This window comes from Coriobacteriia bacterium (assembly GCA_013334745.1).
GTDB lineage: Bacteria > Actinomycetota > Coriobacteriia > Anaerosomatales > JAAXUF01 > JAAXWY01.
In genome coordinates this window covers 13,040-36,609 of sequence record JAAXWY010000023.1, presented here as the reverse complement: position 1 = coordinate 36,609, position 23,570 = coordinate 13,040, and the positions used below count along the sequence as shown (strand labels likewise).

Here is a 23,570-nt window from a genome sequence, read left to right as displayed (position 1 = left end):
CGAGGCCGCTGAGGCGCTGTGGGCGACAAGCGCGGGCGTGGTGCGGCTCGACCGCGCCGGGCAGCCGGCGACAGCGCTTCAGGCGCCGACGCCGAGCGCGCCGACGCTGTCGTGGGCCCAGGGAGGTGAGCGCTCGTGATGGCACGCAGACCCGGCGGTACCGACCGCCCGCTTCGTATCGCGGTGCCGAAGGGCGCGTTGTTCCCCGACTCCGTGCGGTTCCTCTCGGCGGCAGGGTTCGACACGACGACGCTTGCTGATCCGGGCAGGCAGCTCATCGTGCGCACGCCTGAGGCGGAGTTCATCATCGGCAAGCCGACCGACATCCCGGTCTACGTCGCCTACGGTGCCGCGGACTGCGGTATCGGCGGCAAGGACGTCCTCATCGAGCAGGGCCTGGAGGTCATCGAGCTCGTCGACCTGAAGTTCGGCGGGTGCCGGTTCGTCGTCGCCGAGCCTGAGGATGCGGGCGCGGAGATCAGTGAGCGCGCGCGCCACCTCGGCGTCATCCGCGTCGCGACCAAGTACCCCACCATCACGCAGGCGCACTTCGACGCCAAAGGCGTGCAGGTCGAGATCGTCAAGCTCAACGGCAACATCGAACTGGCGCCGCTCATCGGCATCGCCGACGTCGTCGTCGACATCACCGCGACCGGCACCACGCTGCGCGAGAACAAGCTGCGCATCGTCGAAGACGTACTGCCCAGTACCGCGCGCTTCGTAGGCAACCCCGCGGCGGTCCGAACCGACCCCCGCGTCCTGGCTCTCGCCGACACGATGTCGGCACTCTCGGTAGAATCGTCCGATGCGGGCACCGCGTCCGCGGGTAGCGACACATCCGTCGCCCCCTGACCACCGAAAGGAACCGATGCACCCATGATGCGTCGTATCGTGCTTGAGCGCGGACAGCGCCTGACCGAGAAGGACCTCGCCAGAAGCGGGGGAGTCGACGCTGAGATCATCGGCGTGGCCGCCCGCATCGTCGATGACGTGCGTGCGCGCGGCGACGAGGCGGTGCGTGAGTACACCGCGAGCTTCGACAAGGTCGAGCTCGCCGACTTCCGCGTCACCCCCGAGGAGATCGAGGCGGCTGTCGCGGCAGTCGAGCCGGAGTTCCTCGACGCCATCGCGGCAGCTGCCGGCGCCATCGAGGACTTCCACAAGCGGCAGCTGCCGCAGAGCTGGTTCACCGCACAGGAAGGCGGCGTGTTCCTCGGACAGAAGGTCACGCCGCTTCGCCGCGTGGGCATCTACGTGCCCGGCGGTCGCGCGAAGTATCCCTCCTCGGTGCTCATGAACGCCATCCCCGCCATCGTCGCCGGGTGCGATGAGATCGCGATGGTCGTGCCGCCCGCGGCCGACGGAAGCGTCAACCCCTACACACTCGCGGCCGCCGCGGAAGCCGGTATCGACGAGATCTACAAGGTGGGCGGCGCTCAGGCCGTCGCCGCGCTCGCGTACGGCACCGACACCATCCAGCGCGTCGACAAGGTCGTCGGCCCGGGTAACGCCTACGTGACCGCCGCCAAGAAGCTCGTAATGGGCGAGGTGGGCATCGACATGCTCGCCGGTCCGTCCGAGGTTCTCATCCTCGCCGATGAGACCGCCGTGCCAGCGTTCGTCGCCATCGACCTTATGGCGCAGGCCGAGCACGATCCGCGTGCCGCGACCTATCTCGTCACCACCGACCCCGAGCTGCCCGATCTCGTCGAGGACGCGCTCGAGCTGCTGCTCGAGGAGTCGCCGCGCGGCGACATCACTGCGCGTTCGCTGACCGACAACGGCGTCATCATCGTGTGCCCCGACATCGTGGCTGCGCTCGACACCTCCGACCTCGTCGCGCCCGAGCACCTCGAGGTGATGATGTCGGAGCCGCTCGACCTGCTCGGCAGCATTCGCAACGCGGGCGCGATCTTCCTCGGTCCGTGGACGCCCGAGAGTGTCGGCGACTACGTCGCGGGGCCCAACCACGTGTTGCCCACCGGCGGTACCGCGCGCTTCAGCTCGCCGCTGTCCGTCGACGACTTCGTGAAGAAGTCCAGCGTGCTCTCGTACAGCTTCGAGGCGCTCGAGCTCGATGGCGAGACAGTGCTCGAGATTGCCGGCAAGGAAGGCCTGTGGGCGCACGCCCGTGCGGTCAGCCTGCGCGTCGAGGCGGTCGCCGAGTACGTCGACGAGGAGTTCGGTGACGACGTCGAGGATGACGCCGCCGACGAGGACGGTGACAACTAGTGTCCCCACTGCGCCCATCACGCCCTGAACTCGAAGATCTCGTTCCCTACGACGCCAAAGAGGTCAAAGCAGAGGTCGTCCTCGCGAACAACGAGCACCCGCTCAATCTCCCGAGCGAGGTGCTTTCCAAGCTCAAGTCGCACCTCTCGGAGTTTCCATTCAACCGGTATCCGGATCCCACGGCACACGCGCTGCGGGAACTCATCGCCGAGGCCAACGGCCTCGACGCCGAGAACGTGCTCGTGGGTAACGGCGGCGACGAACTGATCTTCGACCTGCTGCTTGCGTGGGGCGGGCCGGGACGCACGCTGCTCGACATGCCGCCGACGTTCTCGATGTACGGAATCGACGCGCAGGTCACGGGCACCAACGTCGTGCGCGTCCCGCGTCTGGCCGACTTCTCCATCGACGAGGAGGCTGTGCTGTCGCGCGTGGCCGAGGGCGACATCGACATCGTGATCGTCGCGAACCCCAACAACCCCACCGGTGGTCTGGCTAACGAGTCGTTCCTCATCGACCTGCTCAAGTCCACCGACGCGCTCGTCATGGTCGACGAGGCGTACTTCGAGTTCTCGCGCCACACGATGCGACCGCACATGTCGCGTTACGAGAACCTTGTGCTTCTCCGCACGTTCTCCAAGGCGTTCTCGCTTGCAGGTCTACGGATCGGCTACGTGCTCGGGCAGCCCGACGTCATCTGCGAGTTCATGAAGGTGCGCCAGCCCTACTCGGTCGATTCGTTCTCGCAGATGGTTGCCAAGACGGTCTTTCGGGAGCGCATGGTCTTCGAGACCGGCATCCGCGACATAATCCGCGGGCGTGACGTATTGCTGCACGGGCTGTCGGGCTTTGAGGAGGTCACGGTCTTTCCGAGCGAGGCGAACTTCGTCTTGTTCCGCGTCGAGCACGCGGCCGCTCTCTGGCGCGACCTGCTGCACAACCACTCGGTACTCATCCGCGACTTCTCAAGGGGCTCGGGACTCACCGACTGCCTGCGTGTGACGGTCGGAACCGACCAGGAGAACGAGCGCTTCCTCGCGGCGATGGCGGACTGTCTGGCGCACCGCAAGGTGAACGGGATTCTCGCGGCCGGCGAACGCAGCTGATCGCATGACGGAAGGGGAGATCATGGGCCGTTCGGCAACCGTAGAGCGCGCGACGCGCGAGACCGACATCACGGTGACGCTCGACCTGGATGGCCGGGGGGCGACCACGGTCGAGACAGGCGTGCCGTTCTTCGACCACATGCTTGATGCGTTTGGTCGGCACGGGTTGTTCACCTTGTGCGCGAGTGCCAAGGGTGACCTCGAGATCGACGCACATCACACCGTCGAGGACGTGGGAATCGTTCTCGGCCAGGCGTTCTGTGAGGCGCTTGGCGACAAAGCGGGCATCACTCGATTCGGCTCGTGTGTGATGCCGATGGACGAGGCGCTCGTGCTCGCGGCCGTCGACATCTCCGGTCGCGGCGCGCTCTACTACGCCGTCGACCTGCCCATCGAGATTATCGGGACGTTCGACACCACGCTCGCCAAGGAGTTCCTGACCGCGTTCGCGACCAACGCGGGTCTCACACTCCACGTCCGCACGCTGGCCGGCGACAACGCGCATCACATCATCGAGGCGGCGTTCAAGGCGGTCGCCCGCGCGCTCAAGGACGCGGTCGCCATCGATCCGCGTGTCAGTGGCGTGCCGTCCACGAAGGGCGCGCTGTGAGTCCTCGCATCGCAATCATCGACTACAAGATGGGCAACCTGCGCAGCGTCGAGAAAGGCTTCGAGCACGCGGGGGTGCCCGACGTCGTTGTCACTGACGACCCCGCGGTCGTCGCCGCGGCCGATGGCATCGTGCTGCCGGGTGTGGGCGCGTTTCGCGACGCGAGTGCGAACCTGCGCGAGAGCGGCGTCGAGGACGTGCTGCGCGAGCGCATCGCCGCCGGCACGCCGTTTCTCGGCATCTGCCTCGGCATGCAGCTGCTCGCCGACGTCGGGTTTGAAGAGGGCGAGTACGAGGGTCTCGGGCTCATCCCCGGCGTGTGTGACAAGCTGCCCGCCGGCGTGAAGATTCCGCACATCGGCTGGAACACCGTCGAGTACCCGGTCGCAAGCCCACTGTTCGAGGGAATCCCCGAGTCAACCGCGTTCTACTTCGTGCACAGCTATCGGCTCTCACCGCGCGACGAGAGCGTGATCATCGGCTCGACCGAGTACGGCGTGCGCTTTGCCGCTGCCGTGCAGTCCGGAAACGTCTTCGCGGTGCAGTTCCATCCCGAGAAGTCATCGACGATGGGGTTGCACCTGCTCTCCAACTTCGGCCGCATCGCAGAAGGGGCACGCTCGTGATCGTCTTTCCCGCCATCGACATCTTGGGTGGTCGTGCCGTGCGCCTCGCGCAGGGTGACTACCACCGCGTGACTGTCTACAACGAGGATCCCGTCGACCAGGCTCGGCGGTTCGTCGACGCCGGCGCCGAGTGGATTCACGTCGTCGACCTCGACGGCGCGCGCGACGGCGTGCCGGGCAACATCGCTGTCATCGAGCGCATCGCGCGCGAGACCGGCGCCCGGCTCGAGGTGGGCGGCGGAATCCGCACACTCGAGACGATGGGGCGGCTGACCGAGGCCGGCGTCGAGCGCGTCGTGATCGGCACCAAGCTCGTGACCGATCCCGAGTTCGTACGCAAGGCCGTGAGCTGTTGCGGCGAGTCGGTCGTCGCCGGCGTGGATGCGCGTGATGGCATGGTGTGCGTCGAGGGTTGGCGTGAGGGCACCGTCGCAAGCGCGCAAACGCTCGTGGCCGAGCTTCGCAACCTCGGCCTGCGACACCTCGTCTACACCGATATCTCGCGCGACGGCATGCAGACCGGCATCTCGGCGCCGGCGTACGTGGGCATGGCCGTGAGTGCGGGCTTCCCGGTCGTTGCGAGCGGTGGCGTGTCGACGCTTGACGACATCCGCGCGCTTGCCGAACTCGGCCCCGGCGTCATCGAAGGCGTCATCGCAGGCCGAGCGATCTATGAGGGTGCATTCACCGTTGAAGAGGCGCTCGCTGTTGCGGCGTCCGTGAAGGATGCGTGACGCGCGCATGCTGATGAAGCGCGTCATACCCTGCCTCGATGTCCACGCCGGCCGCGTGGTAAAGGGCGTCAACTTCGTGAACCTGCGCGATGCCGGCGACCCCGTCGAGATGGCGGCCATCTACGACAAGGCCGGCGCCGATGAGGTCGTCTTCCTCGACATCACCGCCACCCACGAGGAACGCGCTTCGATGCTCGACGTCGCCACGCACACGGCCGAGGAGTGCTTCATCCCGTACACCGTGGGCGGTGGTATGCGCTCCGCTGAGGACATCCGCGCCATGCTCAAGGCCGGTGCCGACAAGATCTCGCTCAACAGCGCTGCCGTGCGCGACCCCTCGCTCATCACGCACACGAGCCGCATCTACGGCGCGCAGTGCATCGTGGTCGCGATCGACGCGCGACGTGTGGCGGGCGGGCGTGACCGCTGGGAAGTCTTCATCAACGGCGGCCGCATCAACACCGAGATGGATGCGGTCGAGTGGGCGCGCGAGGCCGAGCGTCTCGGCGCCGGCGAGATCCTGCTCACGAGCATGGATTGCGACGGCGTGAAGGAAGGCTTCGACATCCCGCTCACGCGAGCCATCACCCGAGAGCTCAACATCCCGGTCATCGCCAGCGGGGGAGCGGGGCAGCTCGAGCACTTCGCCGAGGCGGTCGTGGAGGCCGACGCCGATGCGGTGCTCGCGGCGAGCGTGTTCCACTTCGGGACGTTTACCGTGCGCCAGGTCAAAGAAGCGATGGCGGCGGCGGGGGTGCCGGTAAGGCTGTAGGGGCCGCTGCCCCCGAGAGTGCCGCAGCAGACTTCGGAGGAACCCCAGCCTCGATGCGAATCGAGGCTCGAACCACCGAGCGCAGACTACGGCTCGTATGGGCCGATCCACTTCTCGTAGATCGACTTGTACTCGCCCGACTCTATGATCTTGGCAAGCGCCTGGTTTATGGCGAAGGCGAGGTCGGGGTTCTCCATCGCGACACCGAAGCCGCACATCTCCATGGTCCCATTCTGCCAGACGATTGCGAGCTTCTTGGCGGGGTCCTTGACCATCATATTGGTGGCGGGGAGCTCGGCAAGGACCGCATCGACGGTATCGGCCTGGAGTGCGGCGAACGTCTGACTGGTCTTCTTGAACGGCACGATGATGACGCCCTCGCGCTTGAGGTTCTCGGTGGCCCACCACTCTTGGCTCGTGCCGGACTGGACGCCGAGCTTCTTGTCCTTGAGATCCTCAAGTGCGTTCAGGGTTGAGCCCTCCTTCATTGCAATCGCCTGCTTCACCTCGAAGTACGGGGCGGAGAAGATGATCTTCTTCGTGCGCTCATGATTGATAGTGAGCGAGGAGGCGATGACGTCGAACTTGCCAGCATTGACGCGCGGGATCAGTTCATCGAACTTCTGCGGCGGTAGGTAGTTGATCTCAAGCCCCATTTCCTTGGCGATGGCGGTCATGAGCTCCACATCGAAGCCCTCCGGCTGGTCGCCGTTGAGCTGCTCCATCGGCGGGAAGTCGAGGTCGGAGCCGACCGTGAGCTTGCCCGGCGTGACGAGTTTGTACGTTGCCGCCGGCGTGGCCGGCGCGCTTGGCGCCCGCCCTGTCGACCCGCTGGGCGCGCCTGCACTCTTCGAGGCGCCCTTACCCCCCGGCCCGCCGGTGGCGAACATGAACCCACCGAGCAGCGCCGCGCAGAGCCCGATCACGATCGCGTAGGGCAGCCAGCCGTTACGCCGCGGATGACTCGAGCCCGCCGATGTCGTCGTCGGGGCGGGCGAGAAGCCGGCTGTCGCAGCGGTAGCCGGGTGGCTGCGTGTCGGGAGCGGGCCGCCTCCGAGTGCCGTGCGAAACTCAGACGCACTTGCGAAACGATCCACCGGATCCTTGGCAAGGGCACACATGATGGCGGGCGGCAGATCGGCTGCGCCGGCGAACGCTTCGGGCGGCAGGTCGACGGCCGGCTCGTGCACTATCCGGTACATGATGGTCGTGGGCGCGACGTCGGCGAGCTCGCCAAACGGGTTCTTGCCCGCGAGCATCTCGTAGGCGATGACGCCGATCGCGAAAAGGTCGGCGCGCGCGTCAATCGGCTGACCGGTGACCTGCTCAGGCGCCATGTATCCCGGCGTGCCCATGATCGTTCCGGCCTGTGTCAGAGTGGCCGACGATCCCACATGAGCGATTCCGAAGTCAGCGAGTTTCACTCGTCCGTCGTGGGTGATGAAGACGTTGTCGGGCTTGATGTCTCGGTGGACGACGCCCTTCGAGTGGGCGTACCCGACCGCATCGAGCAGTTGATCCAGCACAGCATGAGTCGACTGGGGTTCGACCGCGCCCCCAGCGAGCACGTCGCCGAGGGTCTGCCCCTCGATGAGCTCCATAACGATCGCCGGATGGCCATCGTAGATGTCGGCGGCGTAGATCGTGACGATGCCCGGGTGGTTGAGTTGCGCGGCGGCCTTGCCTTCGCGGACGAATCTCGCGGCGAACTCTGTGGCGACAGTCGCATCGGCGTTGGCCGGAATCACCGGCTCCTTGATGGCGACTTCGCGCTCAAGCTTGGTGTCGAACGCTCTCCACACCACTGCCATCGCGCCACGCCCGAGTTCACCGCGCAGTTCGTAAGGACCGAGCATGTCGGCCATACGTCATCCTCCTCCTCGGCTGGACCCCCATGGCATTATACAGACGCTCCTGACGTGCCCGTACGGCGAGCAATTTGCCCGCTCAGGCACCTTGACGCGCTCACTTGGTAGACTGACCCATCACAGACAACGCACCGCGAGGAGCACTACATGTCAGATCGCGAACACGAACTGCTTCCAATCGATGAGTTCACCTACGACGCCAACGGCCTCATCCCCGCGGTCGTGCAGCAGCACGACACCCGCGAGGTGCTCATGGTCGCGTACATGAATCGCGATTCGCTGGCCGAGACACTCAAGACCGGCTTCACTTGGTTTTGGAGCCGCAGCCGCCAGAAGTACTGGATGAAGGGCGAGAGCTCGGGCCACACCCAGGAGGTCGTCGAGATTCGCTACGACTGCGACGCCGACTGCTTGTTGGTGCTCGTGAATCAGGCCGGTCCGGGCGCTTGTCACACCAACGAACGCTCGTGCTTCTATCGGCGCCTCTATCCCGAGGCGTCATCGCTGGCGAAGGGAGCCCCCAGTGAGTGACCAGCAGCGCCTGGGTGATGTACTCGAAGAGCTCTTTGCCGTTATAGAGGAGCGTCGCACCGCCGACCCCGAGGTCTCCTACACCGCCAAGCTCCTTACGGGCAACGAAGACTCGCTGCTCAAGAAGATCGCCGAGGAGTCCGGCGAGGTCATCATGGCCGCCAAAGACGCCGACGCCGAACACCTGCGCTACGAGGCGGGCGACCTGATGTATCACCTGCTCGTGGTGCTTGCGCGCTACGGCCTCACGCCGTCCGATCTCGCTCAGGAACTCGCGAGCCGGCGCTCGTAGCCGCGCCATGGTGATGACCGACGGCAGGCCACAACCGCGAAGCGAGCGGCGCGAACCGCTCTGGGACCGGGTCGACCGCAACCGTGTGCGCCTTGCGGGCTACGTCGTGCTGTTCATCGGCGGTTCTGCCATCGGGTCCATGGCGCTTGCGGCTGTGCCGCTCGCATTCGTTCGCTCGCTGCTCATCCACGACGTGGGCGTCTCGCCATGGGGCCTGTTCGTCCGAGACGTCGCAGTGCTTGGCGGCGTGATGGCCGCGATCGCCGCCGGCTGGGCGACGTTCACGCTGCTGCGATCAGAGAAGTGGCTGCTCGCCCGATTCTCGGCGGTACTCGTGCCGACTGGTGAGCTGCTCGACACGAAGTTCGCACTCAAGGATATGGCGATCGCCGCCGGCCTCCCGGTCGCGCCCGCGCTCTATCGCATCCCCGAGAGCAACACCAACGCATTCGTCTTCTCGGCCAACCGCCGGCGCCCTGTCATCGGTATCACTGAAGGCTTCACGGCCAAGCTCACGCTCGAGCAGCAGCGGGCGGTGTTCGCACACCTCGTCGCTCGGCTTGCGGCGGGCGACACGATCGTCTCGACGGGGATCACCGCCCTCATGTGGCCGATGCACGCGTGGCGCGAGGCCCGCCTTGTCTCCGACGAACCCGAGTTTCTGGTGCGCAGTCTTGATGCGATCGCCGAGATCCCCGACGATCGGCCCCCGGTGGACCGAGGCGGTGCCGTGTTCTACATCGTGTTCGTCGCCGGCTTCTCGTTGCTGGCGGAGTTCGTTGCCGCAGGTCACAGGGGCACGCAGCTGACGACCGCCGAGAAGGCGGATGCGGAAGGAATGCTGCTTCTCAAGGATCCGGTCGCGATGTTGTCGGCTCTCACAGCCGTCATCGAGCGCAACAACGTCGTGACCGCTGCAGGCGAGACGTTCGCAGAACTGTTCTACTGTTGGACGGGCATCGCTTCCGACGACGAGGAAGACCCCGAGTGGCGCCGCGTGGCGCGCTTGCGCGAGGTGCTGGGTGTGATGGGGGTCGACACGGCACCAGCCGAGCTGCCGGACGGCATGCTTGTCGCTCCGGTGGCGCCGAGAATCACTGATACGCAACTGCAAGGCCGAGAGGATGTGGGCGAGTGAGAGACGACCGGCCGACAACAGGCCGCATCGTGACCACCCTCATACTGTGGGGAGTGGGTCTCCTCATCGTGTTCGGGGCGATCATCGCGCTTGCAACCCTCGCGGCTCCCAAGACACCGAGCGACACGGCTCCCACGGTCGAGCCGAGCGCCTCGGTGGCTCCGACAGCTGCCCCCGCGGCCGTCGTGACGGCCCCTGCACCTCCTCCGCCCGCGCCCGTTCCCACGGCGACCGTGCCTGCGACTTCGACGGCGCCCACGTCGCGGCTGCCGCTCACGGGCATGACGGTCGCAATCGACGCAGGGCACCAAGCCAAGGGCAACCCGTCGCTGGAGCCTATTGGACCTGGATCGTCGACCAAGAAGCCTAAGGTCACCACCGGTGCAACCGGGGTGAGGAGCAGGGTGCCGGAGAGCAAGGTCAATCTGGCGGTTTCGCGCATGCTCGCGACTGAACTGAAGAGCCGCGGAGCGCGCGTCGTCATGGTGCGCACGACCCAGGACGTCAACATCGCCAACTCCGCGAGGGCGAAGGTCGCCAACGAGGCCGACGCGGACCTCTTCATCCGCATCCACTGCGACAGCGTCAACGATCGTTCGGTTCGCGGCCTGTCGACGATCGTCCCCGCATCCAACAAGTGGACCGGACCAATTCTCGCCGAGAGCAGGCGAGCTGGCGGATCCGTTCACAAGTCCGTCATCGCCGCGACGGGAGCCCACGATCGCGGGATCGATGACAGAGGCGACTTCACGGGGTTCAACTGGTCGAAAGTCCCCACAGTGCTCGTGGAGATGGGGTTTCTCAGCAACAAGAGCGACGATGCGCTGCTTGTCACGCCTGTTTACCAGCACAAACTCGCGATTGGGCTTGCGGACGGCGTCGCGAAGTACCTGAGTTCAAAGTAGGCGGTTCGCGGCATTAGCGTGTCTCAGAAGCCTGCCCCGTGCTCGGCATTGGACAGAAGGCGCGGGTGGCGGCAGACTGAGGTGCGGCTCGCAGGGGGAGGCTTGCGACCGGCATCTCACGGGGGAGTGAAACTGATGAAGCTGCGCCTTCTAGCGTTTGCCCTGATTCTTTCTGTGCTGATTTCGACGTTGCTGATTGCAGGTCCCGCCTGCGCCGTATCGAGTCCGGGAGGCAAGCCGATCCGGGCGTTCGCCGAGCTGGCTGGCGGTGGAGCGGCAGCTGACCGAGAGCCGGCTGCCGCATCGGACGACCCGCTACCCGGTACCCCCATCAATGCGTTTCCATACAGCGGCTACCTGTACGAAGACGACGACATGATTCGCTGCATCCAGTTGCGTCCGGGTGAGCAGCTCAACCTGCAACTGTACGGCTCTGCCGACACGGACTTCGACATCACCGTGTATACCGCCCAAGGTGAGACCGTCGCCAACTCGGCGGACGTTGTATACCCAGAGCTCGTTGAGCATGTGTCACCGGCTGGCGGTCTCTACATCGTTAACGTCCACGCCTACTCAGGTTCCGGGTCGGCGGTCGTGCAGGGCACGCGCTCGTTTGGGGCATACACAGGCCCGATACTCTACGTTCCGAGCTACCCTTCGTGGTTGGAGGAGATCGCGGTTCGTGGAACGATCTTCGGCACGGCCGGTATCGCTGGCAAGTCGGTTGTAGTCGAGCGCCAGGCGCCCGGTTCGGCCAGCTGGATTCAGCACGGGTCCGCTACGACCGACTCGAACGGACAGGCGTTCTTCACTGCTATCGCGGACAAGACCTACACCTACAGGATGCGTGTGGTCGGCGGAGCCACGTCCCCCACGGCGACCGCGGACGTCGTGCCCTATGTGAGCATCGACGCACCGGTGACGGCTCGAGTAGGCCGGTCGTTTGTGGTGCAGGGCTACGTGGGGCCGGAGCAGCCCGCGATACCCGGTGCGGTGCGCTTACAGTGCTTCAAGGGGTCGTCACTCAAGAAGACGATCAACGCAGGACTGTCGACTACGGCATTCGGCAACGGCTATCCCGGTACGTACTACGCAGCGCGGTTCAGCCTGCCGTCTGCAGGAAAGTGGACGATTCGAGCGGTAGTCGCATCGGGTCTGACAAATACATGGACAATGACCGATCGGCAAACGGTGTGGGTGAACCGACCGAGCCTGTCCATCTCCTCGAGTGGCGGGTATTCGACGTATCGTCGGTCGATTGGACTGTCATCCACCTTGAAGCGCTACACGGGCAAGCGCATGAAGGGTGCACGGGTACTGCTTCAGCAATCCTACGGCGGGTACTCCTGGACGACTGTGCGCAGACTGAGGACGAACTCAAAAGGTCGCGTCAGCGCGCGCGTGAAGCCCAAAGCGGAGCGGTACTACCGCTTCTACTATCCAGGCAACTCCACGAACAGCCCGCGCGCGAGCAGCACTAAATGGGTGCGCTCGTGCTGGGACGACAAGGAAGGCACCGCCAACTACACGGACGGATACTGGACGTCGCAGGTGTGGCTAACCAAGGGTAAGCACCAGTTCCGCACAAGAAGCACCTCGTCAGTGCAACATGTGTACTTGCGCAACAGCAGTTGGGGCAAGGTGGCCAACCAGAAACACATCCCAGCAAATCGCTGGCGCACATACTACGTGCGGGTGCCGAGTACTGGCTGGTACTACATGGGGTGGAAGGGTCTGTCGAATACCTCGGCAACGATGCATCAGACCGTATGGTGATCTCCCGTATTCGAGTGCCCTAGTCTTCCAGCGGAATGGAGTGAGATGAACATCGGCGAGGCGTACCGGGCACCCTTTTCTGACCGCAAATGGTTGGGCAAAGTAGCACTCGGCGTGCTGCTCACTCTCGTCCCAGTCGTTAACCTCGCAGTTCCCGGATGGGGCATCTCCTACGTCCGCAGCGTCGCCTCGGGTCGAAATGAGCTCCCGGAATGGGGGGATTTCGGCAAGTACTGGGTACAGGGAGTCTCGTTCGCGTTCGCATCCATGCTGTATTTCGTGCCGGCCTTCGCAATCGTCCTCTTGTTCGGTGCACCTGGCCTATTGATGGGTTCGCTGCAATCCGATGGTCTGAATGGGCTGGCGACGGCCTTGAGCTCACTCACGCTCGGCCTATCGCTCGCGGCACTCTACGTTCTGGCCGTGTCCGTACTCGTGCAAGCGGGCAGGTGCAACTACGCCGTCAACGGCAATTTCGGCGCAGCTTTTGACTTCAAGTCCATTCTGTCCGGAATCCGGGCCAATCCCGGCGCCTATTTCACCGCCTGGATACTGGACATCGTCACAGTCTGGGGAGTCTCTGTGATCGCCGGCTTTGCTGGCGGGCTCATTGGCGCTATTCCGTGCATCGGGCAGATTGCGGTGATAGTCCTACTCCCTGTGTTCATGGCACTAGGACTCGTTGCGGGCACGTGCGTCAATGCGCTGTGGGGGCAGTATGCGGCCCTTGCTGGTGCGGGCGCGGCTCCCCGGATGGGTCTGCCGACACCCCCGTTTGGGGCGCAGGGACAGGCTCAGAATGGGTCGCCGGAGGCCCGTGCAGAATCGCACGCGCAGACCGTCCCACCTTCGGCCCAGGCGTCAGGTGCCTCGGGCTCCGGTCTGACGGGGCGTGCAGCAGTCGCGGCCGCTCTCGCTGGTGTCGTCAAGCCCCCGGCCCAACCGATCTCTGAGCCCGAGCCTATGCCTGAGGCGGTAGCCATCGTGGATCCCGATCCCGATCCGGATCCAGCGCCTGCTTCAGTGCCGGAGCCGGCGCCTGAGCCCGCACCCGTGCCTGTGGCGGGGCCAATCCCCGCCGACGTGTCAGAACCGGTGCCCACGCCGGCCCTCGTCCTCACGCCCGAGCCCGAACCCGAGCCCGCGGCGGAACCCGAGCCCGAACCCGCACCCGCGGTGGAACCCGAACCTGCGGTGGAATCTGAGCCCGAACCCGAGCCTGCGGTGGAACCCGAGCCCGAACCCGAGGCTTTCGCTGTCGACGCTTCTTCGCAAAGCGCTGGTGAAACCGCTGTGATTGAGATTGTCCGTACCAGCGGACCAGGCGCGCCCGGGGAGCGGTGGGTATTGCCGGGCACCGAGGTGCGAGTCGGTCGGGAGTCTGCTTGCTTCGTGAGCATCCCGGACGGCAAGGCATCACGCGTTCACGCGTACTTCCAGGTGCAAGGCTCTACGCTCGAGGTCCGCGATGCAGGGAGTAGCAACGGCACGTTCGTGAGGGGTGACGTGATCGGTGGGGACGTGGCGTCTGCCAATTCGGGCGATGAGGTTCGAATCGGGGACACGATCCTCCTTGTGAGGGTCGTGGAATGACCGTCTGCACCGACTCGATTTCAGCGAGGCGACTCCGGATAGTCTTGGTCTTGCTCACGGCTGCCGCAATCCTGGTGACTGCTCGCGTTGCGCACGGCGCAAACGTGACGGAGGCCGCAAAGAGCTCAGTCGTTGCTATCTCGAGTTCGAGTGAGGGCATCTTCGGTTCCGGCGTCTTCATCGCTCCGGGCCGAGTGCTCACGGCGGGTCATGTTGCGGATTACGTCGAGCAGGGTGGGTCCACCTGTCGAGTTGTGACTGACGATGGCGAGCAGTACCGCTTTGAAATCCTGAAGTCGAACAGCAGTCCGGACCTCGCCATACTGGAGCTCGACTCGAGCGTCGGTACGCCGATCGTGTTTGAGACCGCCCCCGTCGGAGTAGGCGATGAAGTGTGGGCCCTGGGGTACCCCCTGGGCTTGACCAAGCTGGTGGTGACGAAGGGAATCGTCAGCTCCCTGGAGCAGGAAGTCGAAGGCGAGGCGTATCTTCAGACTGATGCGTCAATCAACCCCGGCAATTCGGGAGGCCCGCTCCTTAACTCCGCTGGTCGCCTAATCGGGATAAACGTAGCCAAGGCCCAGATGACCGGCGTGGACAATGTGGGGTTCGCGGTGCCGCTCGCCGATGTCACGTCGTTTCTCGGGCAGTATGCACCCGCTGGGTCGGCATCCGGGACGGCAACCGGCTCCGTAACGACCGCAGGCCCGGTCGGTGGAGTCCCCGTAGGCGCCGCAGCGGGTGGATCGGCCCCCGACGACTCGGGGCTGTTTCTTCTCTTGTTGGCGGCGGCCGGCGGCGGGCTGATCTGGTGGCTCGTCGCAAATTCCGGTAAGCCCAGGTCGACGCCCGAGCAGCCTGGCCGTGCGGGCGCTCAAACACACGCGGACTCCCGGGGGGCGCGTCCGTCTGACCGAGGTATCTCACTCGAGGTCAATGGCCCCGACGGATTCCGTAGGGTTGATACGAGCTTGCCTGCTGTGATCGGTCGCTCAAGCGACTGCGAGATCACGGTGGCGGACCCTCAGGCCAGTAGACATCACGTCAGTATCACGTGGGAGGCTGGTACTCCTGTGCCGGTCGCACGCGATATGGGCAGCAGTAACGGGCTGCTCAGTGATGGGACCCGTACCAGTCGCATGGAGCTCCCGGTCGGGGGGTCACTGCGAGTCGGAGATACAACCATTACCCGTGTGAGCTGATTGCTTACGGCGAGAAAGGTGGTGCCATGAAGTGTCCTGAGTGCGACGGGGATAATCTCGAGGGGGCAGATCGTTGTTTTGCGTGTGGCAGCTCATTGCAGCCGCGATCTGAGCCGCAGTCCAAGTCCTCCACGATCGTGATCGCAGTGGCGGGAGCGGCTGCCCTCATTCTGGTTGTTCTCATGCTTTCCGCGGGAGGCGGCGGTTCGGGCGGTGGTGGCGGGATGACCGTGAGGGCTCCCGGCACGACATCGGGAACCGTCGTGGCAACCGGTGCGCCGACTCCGGCTCCGTCCGGTGGAGCGACATCTTCGCCGCCGGCTACGGCATCCACAGTTCCGACGAAGTCACCGTAGCTCGCGGGAAGGACAGCACAGCAATTCTCGACTATGCTGCGATGCGGGGTCAGCTGAGTACCGAGCGAACCGCTCGCAGGTTTGGTAGTCGTGCTTTGAGGGAGTTCACTGCGGCATTCGTCGCGTGAGTTGGGGAGACCACGAAGGAGGAATCTGATGCAGACAATTGCTTTCAGTGGCAACGCAGCGGGTCTGGTGGCGCTGCTTGATCAAGTAGCGCAGTACGAGTGGATATTCACCTGGGGAATGTTCATGTTCCTGCTCATCACTGCCGGTCAGGCAGCATGGGTGTTCATCGACTCGACTCAGAAGCGCCGCGCCGACAAGGCCCTGGTCCCCAGAATCATGTCCCTGGTCGGTGTCTTCTTCGTGATGCCCGCCTTCATCTTCAAGTTCACGGGTCAGGCGGACGGTATACGCCTCGCCGTTCAGCTCCTGGCTGAGCCTGGCCAGATCACCTACAACGACGCCATCTCATGGAACGTTAAGTGGCTCATCGCGGGGTACGGTCCGAAGATCGCGCTGCTGTCCATGCTCGGCGTTGCCCTCGGTACGCTCGCCTGCATTCTCTATGCTTCGACGGTGAGCCGCAGCCGTCCTTCGACCGAGTTCGTCAGTGCACTCAACAATCAGTTTGGTGAGCTGCGCCAGGAGATTCAGTCCGTCAAGTCCCGTCCCTCCGCCCCCACCGCGGCCGCGACTGTGGCACCGGGTTCCATGGGCTCGCAGGGGACGGTCAGTGAGAATCGCCGAGCGGCCGCGACGGTCATCGAGCGCCCCAACACGAGTGCCGCCACGATTCTGGAGCGCCCGGGTTCAATGGCTGAGCTTCGAGCCGTCAGCGGTGCGTCTGCGGGCAAGACGTGGAAGCTTCCCGCCTCGGAATCCAAGATCGGTCGCGACCCGGGAAACCTCGTTGCGATCGATGACGGCAAAGCATCGCGAGAGCATGCGCGCGTCCGCTTCGCCGATGGCGTCTTCACGATCACCGACATGGGGTCGAGCAACGGAACCTACGTCAATGAACGCCAGATTGCCGGGCAGACACCGCTCGCCGACGGCGATCTGGTTCGGATCGGAGACACGACGCTCGCCTTCAAGCCGGCGGGTGCGTGATGCGCCTGCCGAGGCGCGCGGCGCGGCTCGGCATCCTCGTAACTGCGTTGTGCTGGGCACTCATGCTCGTGGGGCCGACCTTGTCGAATGCCGCACCAGCAGGTCCTGCTACCGCGCCGGATAGAGTCCCCGTCCTGATCCTGGACGCGGGATTGGGGGATGCGGTCTACTACCGCACTCACTGGCTCGGTGAGCAGTCGGAGGTTGCGGCTTCCGGCGGCATTCGCTTGCTGACGAGCCCCCAGCCAGGCTGGTGGGCGGGGCAGGGCGCGCCCGACACCTACGTGTTGACGTCCAGCGATGACAGCGGGACGCCGAGTGGTGCTGTCATCGATGTGAAGTCAATAGCGTGGGCTCTCGACACGTTGGCCTCACGCAATACCGTGGGCCGGGTTGTGCTCGTTGCACAGGGGGCGACCGGGCTGCAGGCACGGACATACCTCGAGGATCTCGGCGTTGTTCGACAGTCAGATCGAGCGGACGTTGTTGGCCTTGTCCTGATGGGTACGCCGTCATCCGGGCTGACGTTGCTGCGAGACTACGGCGACCTTGATTCGTGGGAGCCGTTCGTCGCGGGGGCAGGACTCACGGTCTCCGACGTTGCCACGGGCAGCCCGTTGCTTGCGAGTCTCAACAGCGGTCGGTTCCCCGCAGTCCTGAAGTGTCTGGTCGTGCAGGGAATCGGGTCATCGATCGCTGGCTATCAGTCAGATGGACTCGTGCTGCCGCAAGATAGTGTGATTCCGACATCACTGGCGCCGTCGGCGCTCGACTACGTGCAGGTTCAGGCGCGGGCCAGTCAGACGTTGCCGCTAAGGGATGCATGGTTCAAGCAGACCAAAGCGGGTGGCCGTCTGACAGGCGCGGTTGACCAATCTGAGGCCGAGCGGCTCGCGCCGATGCCCGGCTATGTTACCGATGAACAGACGCGCCAACTGGTCAGGCGCTTCTACGAGACATGGTTCGCCGACGCGGCACCCACCACCCACATTTCGTCACGGTTGGTGATCGATGTGTCCGGGAGCATGCGAGAGGACCTCGGCCGGACGAAGAAGATCACCGCCGCCAAGCGTGCAGCCAGAGACTTCATCGGGGCGCTCGAGGCGCGCCAGAGTGTGCCCGACGCGGTGCCGGAGGATCTGGGCATCGTCTCGTTCAACACGCAGACTCGAGTGGTGGCATCGCCTGCGACAAGCCTCGACGCGGCCGACAAACGAGTTGCGGCGCTCGGGGCCGACGGCAACACGAACGTTGGCAAGGCCTTGCAGCAAGGGGTGAATCAGTTCGATGGCACACCTGCCGTTGCGGACAAGGTGCTCGTCTTCTTGTCGGATGGCCTGAGTACTGCGGGAATGAGCGAGAAGGCCATCCTGTCCGGACCGGTCGCCGATGCCAAGCGTGCGGGGATTCGCATCGAAACGATTGCGCTCGGCGGCGTCGGTGACGCGGATGTGAAGTTTCTCAAGCGGATCGCACAAGCGACAGGTGGCTCGTTCCATAAGGCAGACGACTTGTTCGGGCTGCGCAGAGACTTCCTGCGTGCCCGCTATTCGAGTCTGGGAAGTGCTGGGCTAGACGAAGAGGTCAAGCTTGCCGGAAAGACGCCGGTCGAGCTCGGCACAATCCAGCCCGGTACGCGTCAGTTGGAGATAGGTCTCGTGCCTGATGAGGGCAGCTTGTCGTTTGAGATTCAGCGGGGAGGGCGCTCAGTCGCGGCTACGGAGCTGGCTGCCTCCACCGTGAAGGATGGGGTAGCGACCATCGCCATGCACGACCCCGTACCCGGGAAGTACACCGTCGTACTAACGGGTGAACAGGGCGCGCGCAAGGCTCAGGTATTCACGGTTTCACAGGCCAACGCGTTCAAGGTCGAAACCGTGGGGGCGCCGCAGGATGACACCGCGATGTTCCTGCTCGTGGGGGTGGGGGCAGTCGGTCTTGTCGCCGTGATCGTGACCATCGTTGCGAGCACGAGACGCCGGCGTGAGCAAGCGGAAGAGCCGACGGAGAACGCGGGTTCTCAGAATGAGGAGAACGGGAGCCAGATGTGATCAGCCTGGGCGGATTCTCGGTACCGGGTCCGCGCCCGTACAACGAGGACAACTACCTCATCAAGGATCTATCCGCCTACTCGTCGCAGCTCGGCGGTGTTCAGGCTTTCCTGATGGTCTGCGATGGCATGGGCGGACATCAGGGGGGTGACGTTGCCAGCCGGGTGGCGGCAGAAGCCGCAGAACGGTACGTCGACGACCTCGTCGAGCTTGCTCTGCAGTCGAAGATCGCACTGGACGTGAATCAGGCCTTGCGCGAGATCGCCTCGGAGGCCAGTGCCGCAGTCATTCGTGCTGCTGAGGCGGCGGGCGGTTCGAACATGGGCTCAACGCTTGTGGCCGCATTCGTGTCGCAGGACGAAGCGTGGATCGGTCACATCGGGGATAGCCGGGCGTACCTCATCCAGGGGTCGGACGCACAGCAGATCACCGTTGACCATTCCCAGGTCGGTCGCATGATCGCCGAAGGCATTCTCACGGAGGAGCAGGCTCAGAATCACCCCAGCAGAAACGTCATAGAACGGGCGCTGGGCTTTGGCGATGGCGACGTCGAGTTGAACCACGAGAATATTGGTCCAGCGGATGTCCTGGTGCTTTGCAGTGATGGGCTTTCGACGGTGCTCGCGGCGGCTGATCTCGTTTCGGTCTCGGCATCCGCTGCAGACGCGGGGGAGGCTGCCTCCCGGCTGACCGATGCAGCCGTCAAGGCCGGAACGGACGACAACACCACAGTCGTGCTGTACTGCCCGGACTGGAGCATGTTCCGGGCTCGGAATCCGCAGGCACGGACCAACCGACGCGCAGCGTCCAAGGCCCGCCGAGAGGCCGCGCGTCACGTGAATGCCAATAGGGCGTCATGGATCATCGCGGGCGTGATCGGTGGGTTGGTGGTTCTGATCTGGGCCGTGGCGGTGCTGAACTCTGGCGGGAGCGGAGGCGCACCGCCAGCGGGCGCAGTGAAATCGGCAGCCAGCACGACGAGCACGTTGACCGCGCCGCCCAAGAGAAGCCCCGATGCGTCGGGCTCGCAGCAGCCGTCGTCCAGAGAGCGCACCTACAGGGTCACCGGCAGGGACGTTGCGATTCGTACTGCTCCGACCCGCGGGGCTAAGTCGATGATCGGGACACTGATCATCGGCGCGGAGTTCAAGGCCGTCGAGAAGAGAATCGATGGCAAGAAGTGGTATGTGGTGTCGCGCCCGTCCATCCGTGAGAACGAACTCACGCCTGCGAAGGGCGTCGTACTCGCGAAGTCGTATCCAGAACCGCTCTACGTTGACGTCACCTCGAACATGTCGAGCATCAAGCTGCTCGATCGGGACTAGGGCCGAATCGGGACACCATGAGCGAGAACTTCGGACCATACGAGATTCGCGGACGGCTTGGGGCAGGTGCCATGGCCGTGGTGTGGCGTGCGTGGGATCCCAAGCTCGAGCGTGAGGTGGCCATCAAGGAGCCGATTCGCGCGCCGGGTATGTCGGAGTCCACGGCATCTGAGCTCGCGGAGCGTTTCGTGTTTGAAGGTAAGACAAGCGCTCGCTTGAGTCACCCGGGAATCGTTACCATCTACGCAGCCGATGTGTTCGACGGGCGCTCGGCGATAGTCATGGAGCTGCTGCGTGGGCACACTCTCTCGAATCTGATCGACAGCGGTCGGATGTCGCTGCCCGCCAGTGTCGGCGTGCTTGACCAGCTTCTCGATGCGCTGGACTACGCGCATACCATGGGCGTGGTGCACCGGGATATCAAGCCCGACAACATCTTCATCACCGAGGACGGTCGTGTGAAGCTCACCGACTTCGGTGTCGCGCACGTGAGCCGACTCGACGGAGTGACCGACGGTGTTATCGCGGGAACCCCCGGCTACATGGCACCTGAGCAGATTCGTGCCGAGTACGTGGACGGTCGGGCTGATCTGTTCGGTATCGGCGTCATCGCATACGAGATGCTGACTGGTCACAATCCATTCGGTGCTACCGATGGGCTCGACACGACGACCATCACCTTCCGCACGACAACGACGGTGCCACAACCCTTGCCGGGTGCCCTCGGGGTGCCGGCCGATGTGGAAGCCGTCATCCAGAAGGCGATGGCTCAGGATTCGGCGATGCGCTTTCAGTCCGCTGCAGACATGCGCTATCACCTTGCGCAGGCGATGGCGGGCGGCACAGGTGGAAGCGCGATGCTGGCCGATCTTACCGGTGGGCTTCCGGCATCGGGACAGGGCGTCTCCTTCACGACTTCCACGGTGGAGGCGCTCAAGACCAAGGCCCCCGATAAGGGGTCGCCAAGTTGGGTCATTGCAGTCTCGGGCGTCGGAGCGTTGCTCCTGCTGGGATTCCTTGCGATGGCGGCCGGCTCAGGTGGCTTCGGCGTCATGGCTGCCGCAGTCGCGGCGGTGGGCGGGCTTGTTTGGTGGCTGATGAGCCGCGAGCGCTCGAACTCGGGTGCGCCGACCGAAGCTGAGATCCTCTCGATGGGGCTGACGGGCAACGGCACTGCGGAGTGCATCGAGGTCCACATTCTGGGGCCGCATGAGAACCGGGTCGAGGTAGTCACGATACCCGCCCGTATCGGACGATCGGGCGACGTCGAAATCACCGTCGCCGACGACTCCGTCAGCCGTAGTCACGCGATCATCGAGCGTCGCGAGGGCTGGCTCTGGTTGCGAGACCTCGGCAGCAGGAACGGTACACAGCTGAACGGGACACTCGTAGCCGACGCCCCGCTCGGCATAGGCGCAGCGGTCACAATCGGCGAGACCGAGGTTCGCGTGCTCCGTGAGGGGCTGTAGTCGTTGAACGAGTCTGATCGACCACCCACAGAAGACGAGCTCGTGGATGCACTCGAGCGCCGATTCGCGGCCAGCTCGGCTCCGCAGGCTCCAGCGTCGCCAGCCCTCGGTGTAGAGCCTCCTCATGCTCCGGGTCGGTCGAACAGCAATCTGTGGGTCTGGGTTGCAGCCGGACTGTCCATTGGGGTTGTACTCATGCTGGTGTTCTCGTCGGGTGGCGGCTCGGGAGGGGGAATCCGAGTCGAAGCGCCATCGACCACCAGCGCGATTCAACAGGCAGCGCCGACGAGTGTGACGCCGCCTCAGTCGCTGGCGCCAACCGGCGCGTACTCGTCCGACGCGGCGATCATCGCCTACATAGCCGCATGTCAGGAAGGGAATCTCGACGCCGCTTTCGATCTTCGAACTATGGGATACCGAGCGAGTTCGACACCCGGCGATCTCCTGGTCACGCGCTCCAACTACGACTCGAACACAGACACGACGTACAACACCGCCGAGTTCGTGGACCTGCCTGCCGAGGAGACGTACACCTCCTCAATCACCGATCTCGGGGAACTCGACTGGCTCAACGTGAACGAGGACTACACCGACTCGAAGGAAGTGCAGTTCAATCTCTATGTCGGGGCCGAGTGGATGTTTGCCGGCACCATACACGTCGTACAAGAGGATGGGTACTGGTGCGTTGACTCGGCTGATCTCGGCACGATGTCCGGAGAGTAGTGCTCTAGCCCGCATGCAGGTGTCAGGCTCGCTCTAGTCGGCCTTTGATGCCTCGTGCAGTCGGTCGAGCTTCTCCGGAGACATCGATCGGACGTAGTCGGTCAGAAGCGCCCCTGTCTGCTTGAGCCGCTTCTTGCTCAGGTGAGCGCTCACATCTTTGGCTGTGTGGTATGTGGGGTCATCTCGCCACTCCACCCACGCTGCCGGGATCCCTGCGAGTTCGAATGGCTCGTGATCGCTCCAGCCGAATCTGCCGGTGTCCCGCATGAAGCTTGTCGGCAGGCCCGCGTGCTCAGCGGCACGGGCGAGGTCCTTTCGGAGGTCCTGAGGTCCCTTGTTCATGGTTCGGACGGTGAAGGCGTCCCCGACTGCGACCATGTCCACCGACACCATGCCCGCTGCGTCTCGCTTTTCGTCGCGCGTCATCTGCTTCACGAATGCGCGAGAACCGTAATGGTGGTGGTCGGGGTTAGCATCGACCATTTCCTCAGTCCCGAACATGACGAATACCACGGTAGGTGTGAGAGGAGATGAGCGAAGGACGCGCGCCAACTCAAGTACGGTTCCGCATCCGGATAGGTTGTCGTTTGCGCCGGGCGCGGGAAGCTTGGAGTCAATGTGCGCACCAAGGATGAGCGTTTGCCGAGACGAGCCTTCAAGCCGAGCCACCACGTTGTGGCTTGTCTTCCCGTTGGGCAGCTTGAACTTCTGAACAACCGGCTGATAGCCCATCGCTTCGAACTCACGAGATGCGTAGTCGACCGCGCGGCGCTCCGCGGCGCCCCCGCCCTTTCGTGGCCCAAACGACTCGAGCGCGACTACGTAGTCGAAAGCGGACTTCGCGCTGAAAGCCTTTGGCGGCGGCGCCGCTGGGGTGGCAATCAACGCGGGTTGGGTCGCAGGCGCACTCTGCGGGACGCTGGGAGTAACACTTGGCTCGGCGGCCTTCTGCTCAGTCACGGCCGGTGCACTGGCACTTGGCGTGGCTGAAGGCGAAAGGGCCGACATCAGGATGACAACACCTGCCGCCATGAGTGCGAGTCCGACCAGTGCCGCGATCAGCACGGCGCGTCCGGCGTTGCGGTCGTTGAACTCAGACATCGCTGCTCCACACTCCCCTAGTCGACAACGGGCACACCAGCTGC

At 64.4% G+C, this 23,570-nt stretch carries 22 protein-coding genes; 20 read left to right on the top strand and 2 right to left on the bottom strand.

Translation table 11 applies throughout. The features are described 5' to 3' along the window. The first annotated feature begins 138 nt into the window (after positions 1-138). Genes HGB10_07220 through hisF form a run of 7 tightly spaced genes read left to right on the top strand, consistent with a single transcriptional unit; the run spans position 139 to position 6,080 of the window. The gene (locus tag HGB10_07220) at positions 139-852 is read left to right on the top strand and encodes an ATP phosphoribosyltransferase (protein ID NTU71591.1); all 714 of its coding nucleotides are present in this window, start codon (positions 139-141) and stop codon (positions 850-852) included. Positions 853-876: 24 nt separating this feature from the next. Continuing rightward, positions 877-2,232 carry a histidinol dehydrogenase gene (hisD, locus tag HGB10_07215; protein ID NTU71590.1) on the top strand — a complete coding sequence of 452 codons (1,356 nt, stop codon included), beginning with the start codon at positions 877-879 and terminating at the stop codon, positions 2,230-2,232. Between the two features lie 8 nt (positions 2,233-2,240). Then, positions 2,241-3,338, top strand: coding sequence for a histidinol-phosphate transaminase (gene hisC, locus HGB10_07210; protein NTU71589.1), 1,098 nt, complete (start codon positions 2,241-2,243; stop codon positions 3,336-3,338). Positions 3,339-3,360: 22 nt separating this feature from the next. After that, a complete protein-coding gene (hisB, locus tag HGB10_07205; protein NTU71588.1) occupies positions 3,361-3,948 on the top strand; it encodes an imidazoleglycerol-phosphate dehydratase HisB in 588 nt (195 codons plus the stop codon). Further along, the gene (hisH, locus tag HGB10_07200; GenBank protein NTU71587.1) at positions 3,945-4,574 is read left to right on the top strand and encodes an imidazole glycerol phosphate synthase subunit HisH; all 630 of its coding nucleotides are present in this window, start codon (positions 3,945-3,947) and stop codon (positions 4,572-4,574) included. The genes hisB and hisH overlap by 4 nt, the downstream gene beginning before the upstream one ends. Further along, positions 4,571-5,308: a 1-(5-phosphoribosyl)-5-[(5-phosphoribosylamino)methylideneamino]imidazole-4-carboxamide isomerase gene (gene hisA / locus HGB10_07195; protein NTU71586.1), complete on the top strand. Its 738-nt coding sequence runs from the start codon at positions 4,571-4,573 to the stop codon at positions 5,306-5,308. Before hisH ends, hisA begins: the two co-directional genes overlap by 4 nt. Before the next feature lie 7 nt (positions 5,309-5,315). Beyond that, a complete protein-coding gene (hisF, locus tag HGB10_07190) occupies positions 5,316-6,080 on the top strand; it encodes an imidazole glycerol phosphate synthase subunit HisF (protein ID NTU71585.1) in 765 nt (254 codons plus the stop codon). An 86-nt stretch (positions 6,081-6,166) separates the two neighbouring features. Here the strand turns inward: hisF and HGB10_07185 are convergent, their stop codons facing one another. Continuing rightward, positions 6,167-7,945, bottom strand: coding sequence for a transporter substrate-binding domain-containing protein (locus HGB10_07185; protein NTU71584.1), 1,779 nt, complete (start codon positions 7,943-7,945; stop codon positions 6,167-6,169). Between the two features lie 150 nt (positions 7,946-8,095). On the opposite strand from HGB10_07185, the gene hisI reads away from it, so the two are divergent. From hisI to HGB10_07120, 13 genes are all read left to right on the top strand, one after another. Beyond that, positions 8,096-8,479: a phosphoribosyl-AMP cyclohydrolase gene (gene hisI / locus HGB10_07180; GenBank protein NTU71583.1), complete on the top strand. Its 384-nt coding sequence runs from the start codon at positions 8,096-8,098 to the stop codon at positions 8,477-8,479. Further along, on the top strand, positions 8,472-8,771 hold the full coding sequence (locus HGB10_07175) for a phosphoribosyl-ATP diphosphatase (protein NTU71582.1): 300 nt from the start codon (positions 8,472-8,474) through the stop codon (positions 8,769-8,771). The genes hisI and HGB10_07175 overlap by 8 nt, the downstream gene beginning before the upstream one ends. Positions 8,772-8,778: 7 nt before the next feature. Beyond that, positions 8,779-9,909, top strand: a complete 1,131-nt coding sequence (locus HGB10_07170) for a M48 family metalloprotease (protein ID NTU71581.1) — start codon at positions 8,779-8,781, stop codon at positions 9,907-9,909. After that, positions 9,906-10,814, top strand: a complete 909-nt coding sequence (locus HGB10_07165) for an N-acetylmuramoyl-L-alanine amidase (protein ID NTU71580.1) — start codon at positions 9,906-9,908, stop codon at positions 10,812-10,814. The genes HGB10_07170 and HGB10_07165 overlap by 4 nt, the downstream gene beginning before the upstream one ends. A gap of 135 nt (positions 10,815-10,949) precedes the next feature. Beyond that, a complete protein-coding gene (locus HGB10_07160; protein NTU71579.1) occupies positions 10,950-12,590 on the top strand; it encodes a hypothetical protein in 1,641 nt (546 codons plus the stop codon). 45 nt (positions 12,591-12,635) lie between these two features. Beyond that, positions 12,636-14,183 carry a DUF4013 domain-containing protein gene (locus HGB10_07155; protein ID NTU71578.1) on the top strand — a complete coding sequence of 516 codons (1,548 nt, stop codon included), beginning with the start codon at positions 12,636-12,638 and terminating at the stop codon, positions 14,181-14,183. Continuing rightward, positions 14,180-15,385, top strand: a complete 1,206-nt coding sequence (locus HGB10_07150; GenBank protein NTU71577.1) for a trypsin-like serine protease — start codon at positions 14,180-14,182, stop codon at positions 15,383-15,385. Before HGB10_07155 ends, HGB10_07150 begins: the two co-directional genes overlap by 4 nt. Before the next feature lie 95 nt (positions 15,386-15,480). Continuing rightward, positions 15,481-15,741 (top strand): hypothetical protein, encoded by a 261-nt coding sequence (locus tag HGB10_07145; protein ID NTU71576.1) that lies wholly within the window; start codon positions 15,481-15,483, stop codon positions 15,739-15,741. A 156-nt stretch (positions 15,742-15,897) separates the two neighbouring features. Next, positions 15,898-16,857, top strand: coding sequence for an FHA domain-containing protein (locus HGB10_07140; protein NTU71575.1), 960 nt, complete (start codon positions 15,898-15,900; stop codon positions 16,855-16,857). Next, positions 16,857-18,908 carry a VWA domain-containing protein gene (locus HGB10_07135; GenBank protein NTU71574.1) on the top strand — a complete coding sequence of 684 codons (2,052 nt, stop codon included), beginning with the start codon at positions 16,857-16,859 and terminating at the stop codon, positions 18,906-18,908. The genes HGB10_07140 and HGB10_07135 overlap by 1 nt, the downstream gene beginning before the upstream one ends. Further along, a complete protein-coding gene (locus tag HGB10_07130; protein NTU71573.1) occupies positions 18,905-20,233 on the top strand; it encodes a serine/threonine-protein phosphatase in 1,329 nt (442 codons plus the stop codon). The genes HGB10_07135 and HGB10_07130 overlap by 4 nt, the downstream gene beginning before the upstream one ends. A 17-nt stretch (positions 20,234-20,250) precedes the next feature. Beyond that, positions 20,251-21,702, top strand: a complete 1,452-nt coding sequence (locus tag HGB10_07125; GenBank protein ID NTU71572.1) for a protein kinase — start codon at positions 20,251-20,253, stop codon at positions 21,700-21,702. 3 nt (positions 21,703-21,705) lie between these two features. Beyond that, on the top strand, positions 21,706-22,425 hold the full coding sequence (locus HGB10_07120; GenBank protein ID NTU71571.1) for a hypothetical protein: 720 nt from the start codon (positions 21,706-21,708) through the stop codon (positions 22,423-22,425). Between the two features lie 33 nt (positions 22,426-22,458). Here the strand turns inward: HGB10_07120 and HGB10_07115 are convergent, their stop codons facing one another. Then, positions 22,459-23,526: a M28 family peptidase gene (locus tag HGB10_07115; GenBank protein ID NTU71570.1), complete on the bottom strand. Its 1,068-nt coding sequence runs from the start codon at positions 23,524-23,526 to the stop codon at positions 22,459-22,461. Between the last annotated feature and the right edge of the window lie 44 nt (positions 23,527-23,570).